Genomic DNA, 10,636 nt, shown 5'->3' on the forward strand with positions numbered 1-10,636 from the left:
TTTATTATGGTCAGCCTCAGGGTGAAGTGTGTCTAATCAACAGGGTTTTCGGTCTCTAAGTACTTTTTAAAGGGAACATCATCGACTCAAATCTCTATTTGCAACAGTGCCCTTCAGCTTACCATTCGTGGTTATTTGCAACAGTGCCCTTCAGCTTACCATTCGTGGTTATTTGCAACAGTGCCGTAATTCCACCCAGGAAGAATGCCAAGCCCTGGAAAGATTCTAAAATCAGTTCAATAGAACGAAATGAGTTACTTCAAACGGTTAAGCATTTAGGCAGAACCCTATGGAAAAAATGGTCGGGCTATCACCGTCGCAGTTTGGTGGAAACCAAGATGCATTGCATCAAATTATTAGGAGATAAGCTGACGGCAAGACATTTTCAAAGTCAGGTCAATGAAGTTCATGCGCGTGTGGCAGTTCTGAATAGATTTACGGAATTAGGTAGACCTCACACCCAAGTTGTCACTTAAATTTGAATGGATTGGGGAAAACTCAGCTTTTGAATGTTTATGCAACAAAGCCGGTTTTAGTTATAAACTTATTCATTCAGGAATTATATTGCTGAATGAATAAGTCTAATTGATTTATTTATGCAACCCAACTATTCATTTGATTCATTTGATTCATTTGATTCATTTGATTCATTTGATTCATTATTTTTAACTTGTTTTTGTTTAGAATTTTCAACTTTAGAAGCTTTTAAATTCTTTTCAAGAAATAACAAGCCGCCATCTGCATAACTAAAACTTGCGATACTAAAGAATGCACTAATTAACAGTAATTTAGTACAAAATTTATTTTTGAATAGCATGTTTATTTACTCTCATTTAATACTTGTTAGATATTCTAACTTTAAAGAATTAACACCCAGAGGACTCATAAATTACATTCTTGTAATTTTAAAATGTCTCAGGATGGTGTTTAAAGTGCGTGTGATAAATAGAAGTGTAATACAGGAAAATGGTAAGGTTTATCAGCCTAGTCATCTGTCCATTATGTAGAAAGAGCAGCACTTTAATGTTTATGCTGTTCCAATGTATTACATTCCTTACTTTCTATTTGTAACGTAATTTCAGTAATATTATGATTATGTTTTAGAACTTCTAAGGCCTTTTGATAGAGTTGATCTGTATTGCTATTCGGAGCAACCAAATGAGCAGTTAAATGAATATTTTTTGAGGATATAGCCCAGACTTTCAACTGATGAATCCCTTCAACGCCCTCTAGCTTCAATAAATCATTTCTTAACGACTCAATATCAATCTCATCAGGAACTCCTTCAAGCAGAATATTAATACTTTGTTTTAATAAAATCCAAGTTCGAGGTAAGACCCAGAAGCCAATTAACACAGCGATTACGGTATCAACCCACATCCACTGGGTAAAATAAATAACTATTCCTCCGATAATCACGCCTATCGATCCTAGAGCATCACTAAGAACTTCTAAATATGCACCTTTTATATTTAGACTTCCTTCAGCACTAGCAGAAAGGATTTTCATTGAAATCAAATTTACGACCAAACCAATGACCGCGACAATCATCATTTCAACACTTTGAATTTCAGCAGGGTTCGTAAAACGTTGATAAGCTTCATATACAATATATATTGCTACCACAAAAAGCATCACCGCATTAAACAGAGCCGCTAAAATTTCAAATCGCTGATAGCCAAAAGTTCTTTTATCATCTGCGGCTTTTTTACCAATTTTGATAGCGGCAAGAGCAATAGCTAAAGCGGCTACATCAGTAAACATATGAGCTGCATCAGATAACAAAGCCAAACTTTGGGTAATAAAAGCAGCGACAACTTCTACTATTAAAAAAGTAGTCGTTAAACCTAAGGCAACCATTAACTTCTTACTATTTTCTTCAGTAACAACCGCATGGCTATGATCATGATGTTCTGACATAAAATATTTTCCTTATTCTATTTATGATGAGCAGAGATATTGGATAACAGCCAATATCTCTGCTGTAAATCGACTAATCTATTGGATTAAGAAACTTTCTTTTCATTCATCCAGCGGTACAGTACGGGCAATAAAACCAATGTAAGCAGGGTAGAGGAGATAATTCCTCCAATAACCACTGTTGCTAAAGGTCTCTGTACTTCTGCCCCAGTTCCGGTTGCCAAAGCCATCGGGACAAACCCAAGGGACGCCACACAAGCGGTCATCAGCACAGGTCTAAGACGCAAAATTGCACCCTGCCACGTTGCATAATAAAGGTCATATTGTTGTCGCAACTCTTTGATAAAGGTGAGCATGACTAAGCCATTCAGTACAGCCACCCCCGATAGTGCAATGAAGCCAACCCCTGCTGACATGGATAATGGAATGTCACGCAACCACAACGCGATTAAGCCTCCACATAAGGCAAACGGTACACCACTAAAGACCAGTAAGCTTTCTTTGATATTATGGAATACAGCCATCAATAAAATAAAGATCGTCAACAATGCGAGCGGAACCACCAATTGCATACGCGCTTTTGCAGACATCAGATTTTGAAATTGACCGCCATAATCTATCCAATAACCGCTTGGTAATTCCTGTTTGGATAACGTGCTCTGAAGCTCTGTTACGAATGAGCCTAAATCACGTCCTTCTACATTTGCAGTAATAACCACTCGACGTTTACCATTTTCACGGCTGACCTGATTAATACCCAGGATATTTTCAACGCGTGCCACATCTTGCAGTTGGACTAAACCACCATTCGGCAATTGAATAGGAAGTACCGCTAACTGTTCAGGACTACGCTGGGATTCATCTAGACGGATGACAAAATCAAAACGCTTGTCTCCCTGTAAAATTGTTCCAACATTCTGGCCACCGACACTTGTAGCTACCAGATCCTGAATTGCTCTTACCGACAAGCCATATTGTGCAGCTCTGGACTTATCCACCTCTACATTCAACAAGGGTAAGCCACTGGTCTGTTCTACATTAACGGCTGTCGCGCCTGAAATTGAGTTAATTTTTTGAGAAATTTTATTCGCTTCGCGATTTAGAATCTCCATGTCATCACCAAATAATTTGACACCCACATCACTTCGCACCCCTGAAATTAACTCGTTAAAGCGCAGTTCAATGGGTTGCGAGAACTCACTGTTATTTCCCGGCAATGTCGCTAAGAAAGTAATCATTCTTTGGCGAAGCTCATCAATCGTTTGTTTTGGATCAGGCCATTCATCATGAGGTTTTAACAGTACCACGCCATCTGAAATGTTGGGTGGCATAACATCTGTGGCCACTTCTGCTGTACCGGTACGAGCAAAGATCGCTTTAATTTCAGGAAATTCTTTCAACAGTAACTTTTCAGTATTTTCCTGCATTCTCAGTGACTGTTCTAACCCTGTACTTGGGGAACGCATTTGCTGAACAGCAAAATCACCTTCACCCAGTTGAGGTGCAAACTCGCTACCTGTTTGAGTGGCTAGCACGCCCGTAAGCACTAAAATACAGGCAGCCACAATAGTCACAAATAAACGAAGCTCATAGGCTTTATCTAAAAGCAGTTCATATTTGGTTTTAAGCCAATGCATCCAGCGACTTTCGGTTTCCTTGACTTCTCCAGTGACAAATAGGGCAACTGCGGCTGGCACAAAAGTGACAGATAAAATCATGGCCCCAATTAAAGCCAGTACAACAGTCATTGCCATAGGATGGAAAAGTTTGGCTTCTACACCCGTCAGGGTAAAGATAGGTAGATAAACCACCAAAATAATTAACTGTCCAAAAATCAGAGGACGACGCGCCTGTTTTGCAGCCAAGAAGACTTCTTTAAATCTTTCAGAACGGCTAAGTAAACCACCTTTCAGCTTCTGAGCTTCTGCTAGCCGACGGATACAGTTTTCTACAATAACCACTGCACCATCAATAATAATACCGAAGTCCAGTGCCCCTAAACTCATCAGATTTGCACTAATCTTCTGCTCTGCCATTCCCGTCAAGGTAAACAGCATTGACAGTGGAATAACGCAAGCCGTGATCAGCGCAGCACGGAAATTACCTAGAAAGAGAAATAAAATAACAATGACGAGGATTGCACCCTCAATCAAATTTTTCTGAACGGTTTTGATCGCCCGATCAACCAAATGCGTACGGTCATACACAGTCTCAATCACCACACCTTTAGGTAGCGATTGCTGGATCGATTGCACCTTTTCATCAATGGCTTGAGCAACGGTACGGCTATTTTCTCCCATCATCATCATGGCAATACCCAATACAGTTTCTTCACCATTATAGGTTGCAGCCCCTGTTCTTAAGTCATGACCAATTGAGACATTGGCGACATCTGCCACCCGAATCGGATAGCCGTTTTTATTGGCAATACTGATGTTCTGGATATCTTCAATCGTGTTTAAAGTGCCGGGAACACGAACCGTTAGCTGTTGTCCATTTTTCTCAATATAGCCAGCACCACGGTTTTCATTATTCTCTGTTAAGGCAGTTTGTAAATCAGACAAAGGAATTTGCAATTGTTGCAATCGGTTCAGATCAGGGGCAACCACATAGGTTTTATTAAAGCCACCGATACTGTTGATCTCAGCAACGCCTTTTACGCGCTGTAATTGCGGTCTTACAATCCAATCCTGAATTTCACGTAAATCCATCGCCGAATAAGGGGTTCCATCCGGCTTTTTAGCATTTGGTTCGGCTTTAATCACCCATTGATAGATTTCACCTAAACCTGTCGAAATAGGCGACATGTTAGGTTGCACATCTTCAGGCATTTCTCCCATTGCTTCTTGCAAGCGCTGGTTGATAAGCTGTCTGGCCCAGTAAATATCCGTGCCATCTTCAAAAATGATGGTCACTTGCGATAAGCCGTAGCGTGAAATCGAACGGGTTTGTTCCATTTTCGGCATGCCTGACATGGCATTCTCGATTGGATATGTAATCCGCTGTTCCATTTCTAAAGCCGTAAAACCATTGGCTGAAGTGTTAATCTGCACCTGAGTATTGGTAATATCTGGTACAGCATCAATCGGTAACTTTTGATAACTATAAATACCAATAGCAATCCAAGCCGCAATAAACAGCATGACCCAGATTGCGTTATGGATAGAAAACTGGATCAGTCGATCAAACAGTCCTTCAGGTTTTACCGATTCGTGGTCTGGAATTTGAGGAGTTTCAGTGCTCATGTGAAGCCTCTCCTTTTTCCAGCTCGGATTTCAGTAAAAAACTGCCTTGAGCGGCATATTTTTGTCCCTGACTAAGCCCACTCACCACTTCAATCCATTGGCTCTCCCCAGATGATTGCCCTAATTTCACAGGTTGCGGACTGAATTCAACTTTTTGTCCATGCTGAGTGGCGACAAAAACCACATCTTTTCCATCGACATTCTGAACTGCGGACTTAAGTACCCGTAATGCGGTACTTTCACTCCGTTGTTGCAACTGTACGTTCACCATCAAGTTTGGACGTAATTCGGTTGCATTCGATTCAACTTTTGCTCGCACCTGAAGACGACCTGTTTGAATATCCGCTTCAGTATTTAAAGTCTGAATAACAGCTTGATAAACCTTTTCTGTTTGCAAGGATTTAAATTCGATCTTTTGATTCGGGGCTAAGCCCATAATTTCAGAATTTGGAACAATAAACTCAAGCCAGAGTTGATCTAACCGGTCTATCGTAAAGAGTTGATCGGCTAACTGAACATTTTCCCCGAGAACCAAATCCTTTTTACTGATCACGCCAGAAATGGGAGCTTTCAAAATATAGCGTCCGTTACTGGCATTCACTGCACCAAATGCACTTAAACGTGATTGGGCCGCTTGAACCTGAATTTGTGCCCGTTTATAGCTGTTATAAGCACGTTGATAGTCCTGTTTTGCTGAAATGCCCTGTGACCAAAGCTGACGCTCACGATCATAGTCTTGTTTCGCCAGTTCAAGGTTGGTTTGTTCAATTTTAAGATTGGCCTGCTGATCAACTAGATCAGGAACAAGCAACGCAGCCAAAGGCTGTCCTTTCTGAACTTTTTGACCGAGTTCTACATAGACATTTTCTACATGACCACTAAAACTCGGTGAGACGTGCGCTTGCTGGTCAGTATTCACATTCAGTTTGGCAGGATAAGAACTTAATTTAACCACCGGGCCTTGATCGACCGCTGATAATTGTATGCCCTGTTCCACCAGTTGCTTGGCAGTCAGGCTCACACCTTCTGCATGCTCTTCGGTTTCACCGCCATGTTCTTCTCCGCTTTCTTCCTCTGCATGTTCATCTGATGTTTCCGATTTATTCTTACCAGTTAAGATCAAAAAAATACTGAGGAGTACGGTAGCGCCGATAACCAAACTAATCAGTAGAGGTTGAGAGATTTTTCCGCTCTGTTTTTTTAAGCTGTTTTTAAGATCGAACATGTTAATTTCCCCCACCAATGACAGGCATGGCCTGTATGTCTTGCCATAAGTTTTGATTGATTTGTGCAATAGCATCTTTCGACATGACTTCACTTGGGCTAATGCCTAAGCTCAAACTTTCTGCTTCAATGGCCTTTTGCCAGCCATCCCGTAACAACTGGACTTTACGCAGACGGATGTCTTGTAATTGAAGCGTGGCTTGCTGAACATCGGTTAAAGCAAACTTGCCTGCCAAGAAACCTTGTAGCGTCTTACTTTGAACTTGAGTCGCCAAAGGAATTTGAGTCTCGTCAACGACTTTGAATTGCAGCTCTAAACCCTGCAACTCGGTTAAAATTGTGCCTATTTGCAGCGCATTTTGCTTCAGATAAAACTCTTTCTGACGCTCTAATAAGTTCATTTTTTCTTGCGCGATTTTTATGCCATTTTGCTGACGATCGAAAATATTAAGCGGTACACTGACTCCGACTACTAATTGATTTTGTGTGGAGTTTTCCAAGGATTGGGTGCGGTTGACACCTAGGTTTAAAGTGGGGTTAGGACGTGCCTTTGCCCTTAGTTGATCAACCGTTGCTTGAGACTCTAATACCAGTAAAGCTCGATATTTCTCAACGTAGTTTTCCGCTAAATATTCTTGAACCTGTTCATGAGTCGATTTTGGCCAGAGCTTTTGTGAAGAGAGGTTTACCTGCAATGACTTATCAGACGTACCCCATAAATTTGATAATTGTTGGGTGGCCACTTGTACCTGTAAGTCTGCCTGTCTAAAAAGACGGATATTTTCAGCATGGCTTAAACGTGCGCGATTTACATCTACTTGGGCAATACTGCCTGCATTAAAGCGCTTTTCGATTGCTTGAAGGTTTTCTTGGCTCACCCGAAGTTGTTCATTGACAATGTTTTTTTCAAGTTCAGCAATGGCCAGTTGTGACCATACATATTTCACTGCAAGCTCAATTTGTGCTTGATAAATCTTCTGTTTCAGCGCTGTTTTATCTGTAGAGAGACTGGCTAATTTTTGGTTTGCTCTTCGCTCACCAAAAATATCCAAGGGTTGTGATATGCCAATGGTAAGCTCTTTTTCATTATTTGAACCAAATCCCGTTTGTTCAACTGACAGTTCAGGATTTTTAAACAGCTTACTTTGCTGAAGATTCGTGGCATTAATGCTGTTTTGCGTTTCCCAGAAATTTTGGGACGCTTGATATTGGTTAACCTGCTCAATAGCTTGCTGCAGCGTTAAATCTTGAGTACTGGCGACTACGGAAGTACTGAAGCTGATCATTGCAGATAGCAAGATACCGCTACCTAAGGCTGACCAGGATAAATTCAGGATGGAGGTATCCTGATGTAATTTGTTTTTTGACATGAAAATGCCCCACGCATAATGAAATTAGGAGTGGTGGGCTTTTATAAGACTACCCCACCAATAGTAGGGGCAAATCGGGAGGCGGGGTTAATTGATCCAGATAAGGGGGTTTATAAAAAGTTATTCCCAAATAAGTTGGGGTAATGCCGGTCTCAAAATTAGCTTTAAGCTTCAGATCATCGGGTGGGTCAATCTGAATCACGATTGTATTTGAGAAATGACTGCACTTTTCGTTAAAACAAACCTTCTGACAATAGTCATAGATTTCTTTATAGTTTTCTAGGGAATAAAGTGCTTGACGAGGACTATCACTCTTTTCGTCTAAATCGATTGGATTAGAGAGTATTGAATTGGGTATGTTTGGCATTTCATGCAGACACGCAGCCTCTGCCACACTCCAAATATTCTGGAATGTGAATAAGAGTACCAATATCTGGATTAGAAATGTTTTTCTCTTCATACACAAATCTGTATTTAAAACACCAATCGGAAGCTGTCCAGATCTATCAAATATCTGATCACAGAATTTGAGTAACCTTAAACTTTTTGCAGCCTTAAGTAAAGATATACAGAATTTTTGAAAAAAGCATAGGTCTAGATAATCAAGCTAGATTTTTTAGAACTCCACATTGGTCAATTGTACATAAACCATCACAAGTATCTCTTAAATCAGATAATTGTTCAATAAGCTTTTGTTGCTTGATTATATTTTCTCTGATAGCACTGACATGTAAGTCAATTAATTCATTCACATCTGAACAATTTTTCTTGGGATTATCTTTATAGGTGAGTAATTGACGAATTTCATTCAAACTCATATTTAAAGTTCGGCAATTCAAAATAAACTTAATTCGCTCAACATAGCCTATATCGTAAAGGCGGTAATTTCCTTCCGTTCTTTCGGGTTCCGGAATTAAACCTTCCTTTTCATAAAACCTAATTGTTAATACTGAACATGAGGTTTTTTTAGAGAGTTCACCAATTTTTAAATGCATTGAGTTGGTATTTCCAAAAAATCTTGACTCTATAGTAACTATAGGGATTCTAATATTCAAAGTTTATAAATTTTTTTAATGGGTATAATTATGAGTGGTTGTGGATGTAGTAAAGAAACACCATGCGAAGATAAGAAATCTCAACAAGAAAATCATCCATCAATTGCAGAAGCAAACAATTCAAAGAATTGTGATAATACGCTTAGCTGTTGTGGTGAAGAGGAAGAAAAAAAATCTTCATCTCCTTGCTGTAACACTTCAAACAGTTGTGAAGATACCGCTCAATCCTGTTGTGGTTCTGATCCCAAAGAAAATTTAAGCACTGAAGACGTTTTAAAAAATTCGCACTACATGAGTGAATACTTAGTTCCCAAAATGGATTGTTCTGCGGAAGAACAGATGGTTCGTATGGCGCTATCTTCAATTGATGGTGTTCAAAAACTCATCTTTGATTTACCTAACCGGTCTTTAAAGGTTCTACATAATCAAAAAGATGAAAATATAACTACCAAACTTGAAGCTTTGGGTTTTGGTGCAAAGCTTGTGAAGACTGAAACTTATATAAGCAATCAACAGGCTAAGCAAACAAGTACCTACACCATTCCTAAAATGGATTGCTCTGCTGAAGAGCAAATGGTCCGTATGGCTCTTGCAGATATTGAAGCAGTTAAAGGTCTTACTTTTGATCTTCCCAATCGAAAACTGAAAGTCTTCCATAATGAAGGGATTCAGCAAATTACGGCTAAACTCGAAGGACTGGGTTTTGGGGCGAAACTTGATGAAATACAGCTTTCTTCAGGCGATATACCTAATGAACCTGATCCTGTGAGACAAGCTAAAGTACTTAAACTGTTATTAGGTATTAATGCTCTACTTTTCTTTATAGAATTCATCAGCGGTATTATTGCTGCGTCTACAGGATTGATTGCTGATTCTCTAGATATGTTTGCCGATGCAGCCGTTTATGGTATTGCGCTATATGCCGTCGGAAAAGCTGCGAAATATCAAATAAAAGCAGCCCATTTCGCAGGTTGGATTCAGTTATTACTTGCTGTTATCGTGATTGTTGATGTTATTAGACGATTCATGTTTGGAAGCGAGCCAGAATCAACGCTCATGATTGTTATTGGCCTGCTCGCACTTATAGCTAACGTGACATGCTTATATCTTATTTCTGGTCATCGAGAAGATGGCGCACATATGAAAGCCAGTTGGATTTTCTCGGCGAATGACGTTGTCGTAAATATGGGCGTTATATTTGCCGGTGTACTCGTGGCGTGGACGGGATCAGCTTACCCAGACTTAATCATTGGCATCCTGGTTTCTTTATTCGTGCTTAATGGTGCTCGAAAGATTTTGGCTTTGAAGTAAGAGTATCGAAAATGAATCTATTTCAAGTTAAACAAAATCAGATCGTCAAAATTAGAGATCTCAAAAAAGGTAATCAATACAGTCATACCACTGATCCCGTATTGGAACGGCTCCAACTATTAGGTTTTAGAGAGGGTGAAACTCTACAAGTACTCGCTAAAGGTGTTTTTGGCGGAGATCCTGTTTTAGTTCAAATTGAAACTTCAAGATTCGCATTAAGAAAGAATGAAGCTGAAAGAATTTTTGTAGAGTTAGTATCCAATGAAGATTAAGAACATTGCATTAGTCGGTAATCCAAATTGTGGAAAAACCTCTTTATTTAATACGCTTACTGGTACGCGACAAAAAGTTGCCAACTATGCTGGAGTTACCGTAGAAAGAAAAGAAGGTTCTTTTAAATGGCACTGTTGCAAATAACCACGAATGGTAAGCTGAAGACTGTTTTAGCTAAAGGTGCAGCATATGAATCCTTTCCATGGTCGGCATTTTCAGGGCGAAATCATTCTTTGGG

General features: G+C 39.8%; 9 protein-coding genes and 2 pseudogenes. 4 read left to right on the top strand and 7 right to left on the bottom strand.

Going from position 1 to position 10,636, the window contains the following annotated elements; translation table 11 throughout:
* Positions 1-182: 182 nt before the first annotated feature.
* Positions 183-476, top strand: a pseudogene (locus L6C30_RS13635) (IS5/IS1182 family transposase); the annotation flags it as partial.
* A gap of 131 nt (positions 477-607) precedes the next feature.
* Here L6C30_RS13635 and L6C30_RS13640 read toward each other — a convergent pair.
* From L6C30_RS13640 to cadR, 7 genes are all read right to left on the bottom strand, one after another.
* Positions 608-817: a hypothetical protein gene (locus tag L6C30_RS13640; RefSeq protein WP_106439075.1), complete on the bottom strand. Its 210-nt coding sequence runs from the start codon at positions 815-817 to the stop codon at positions 608-610.
* 203 nt (positions 818-1,020) lie between these two features.
* Positions 1,021-1,920 carry a cation diffusion facilitator family transporter gene (locus tag L6C30_RS13645; RefSeq protein WP_004733183.1) on the bottom strand — a complete coding sequence of 300 codons (900 nt, stop codon included), beginning with the start codon at positions 1,918-1,920 and terminating at the stop codon, positions 1,021-1,023.
* An 86-nt stretch (positions 1,921-2,006) separates the two neighbouring features.
* Positions 2,007-5,165: an efflux RND transporter permease subunit gene (locus L6C30_RS13650; protein WP_004733184.1), complete on the bottom strand. Its 3,159-nt coding sequence runs from the start codon at positions 5,163-5,165 to the stop codon at positions 2,007-2,009.
* Positions 5,155-6,390 (bottom strand): efflux RND transporter periplasmic adaptor subunit, encoded by a 1,236-nt coding sequence (locus L6C30_RS13655; protein ID WP_004281853.1) that lies wholly within the window; start codon positions 6,388-6,390, stop codon positions 5,155-5,157. Before L6C30_RS13655 ends, L6C30_RS13650 begins: the two co-directional genes overlap by 11 nt.
* Before the next feature lies 1 nt (position 6,391).
* Entirely contained in the window at positions 6,392-7,759 is a 1,368-nt protein-coding gene (locus tag L6C30_RS13660) for a TolC family protein (RefSeq protein ID WP_004281854.1), read from the bottom strand.
* A gap of 49 nt (positions 7,760-7,808) precedes the next feature.
* Positions 7,809-8,219 carry a hypothetical protein gene (locus L6C30_RS13665; RefSeq protein WP_004733191.1) on the bottom strand — a complete coding sequence of 137 codons (411 nt, stop codon included), beginning with the start codon at positions 8,217-8,219 and terminating at the stop codon, positions 7,809-7,811.
* Between the two features lie 142 nt (positions 8,220-8,361).
* Complete coding sequence (cadR, locus tag L6C30_RS13670) at positions 8,362-8,754, bottom strand: Cd(II)/Pb(II)-responsive transcriptional regulator (RefSeq protein WP_005180702.1); 393 nt, start codon at positions 8,752-8,754, stop codon at positions 8,362-8,364.
* Positions 8,755-8,844: 90 nt separating this feature from the next.
* Here cadR and L6C30_RS13675 point away from each other — a divergent pair, with 90 nt between their 5' ends.
* The 3 genes and pseudogenes from L6C30_RS13675 to L6C30_RS13685 all read left to right on the top strand — a co-directional run.
* Positions 8,845-10,125, top strand: coding sequence for a cation diffusion facilitator family transporter (locus tag L6C30_RS13675; protein WP_026438279.1), 1,281 nt, complete (start codon positions 8,845-8,847; stop codon positions 10,123-10,125).
* An 11-nt stretch (positions 10,126-10,136) separates the two neighbouring features.
* Positions 10,137-10,397 (top strand): FeoA family protein, encoded by a 261-nt coding sequence (locus tag L6C30_RS13680; RefSeq protein WP_004665962.1) that lies wholly within the window; start codon positions 10,137-10,139, stop codon positions 10,395-10,397.
* Positions 10,387-10,524 (top strand): annotated as a pseudogene (locus L6C30_RS13685) (FeoB small GTPase domain-containing protein); the annotation flags it as partial. The gene L6C30_RS13680 and the pseudogene L6C30_RS13685, both read left to right, overlap by 11 nt.
* Positions 10,525-10,636: the final 112 nt, after the last annotated feature.

It is taken from the genome of Acinetobacter sp. KAM396 (assembly GCF_021602765.1).
Classification (GTDB): domain Bacteria; phylum Pseudomonadota; class Gammaproteobacteria; order Pseudomonadales; family Moraxellaceae; genus Acinetobacter; species Acinetobacter towneri_A.

What these genes read in the sequence shown, in the direction of transcription:
- L6C30_RS13640 (WP_106439075.1), bottom strand. Translation starts at nt 817, where the DNA reads ATGCTATTCAAAAATAAATTTTGTACTAAATTACTGTTAATTAGTGCA.
- L6C30_RS13645 (WP_004733183.1), bottom strand. Translation starts at nt 1,920, where the DNA reads ATGTCAGAACATCATGATCATAGCCATGCGGTTGTTACTGAAGAAAAT.
- L6C30_RS13650 (WP_004733184.1), bottom strand. Translation starts at nt 5,165, where the DNA reads ATGAGCACTGAAACTCCTCAAATTCCAGACCACGAATCGGTAAAACCT.
- L6C30_RS13655 (WP_004281853.1), bottom strand. Translation starts at nt 6,390, where the DNA reads ATGTTCGATCTTAAAAACAGCTTAAAAAAACAGAGCGGAAAAATCTCT.
- L6C30_RS13660 (WP_004281854.1), bottom strand. Translation starts at nt 7,759, where the DNA reads ATGTCAAAAAACAAATTACATCAGGATACCTCCATCCTGAATTTATCC.
- L6C30_RS13665 (WP_004733191.1), bottom strand. Translation starts at nt 8,219, where the DNA reads ATGAAGAGAAAAACATTTCTAATCCAGATATTGGTACTCTTATTCACA.
- cadR (WP_005180702.1), bottom strand. Translation starts at nt 8,754, where the DNA reads ATGCATTTAAAAATTGGTGAACTCTCTAAAAAAACCTCATGTTCAGTA.
- L6C30_RS13675 (WP_026438279.1), top strand. Translation starts at nt 8,845, where the DNA reads ATGAGTGGTTGTGGATGTAGTAAAGAAACACCATGCGAAGATAAGAAA.
- L6C30_RS13680 (WP_004665962.1), top strand. Translation starts at nt 10,137, where the DNA reads ATGAATCTATTTCAAGTTAAACAAAATCAGATCGTCAAAATTAGAGAT.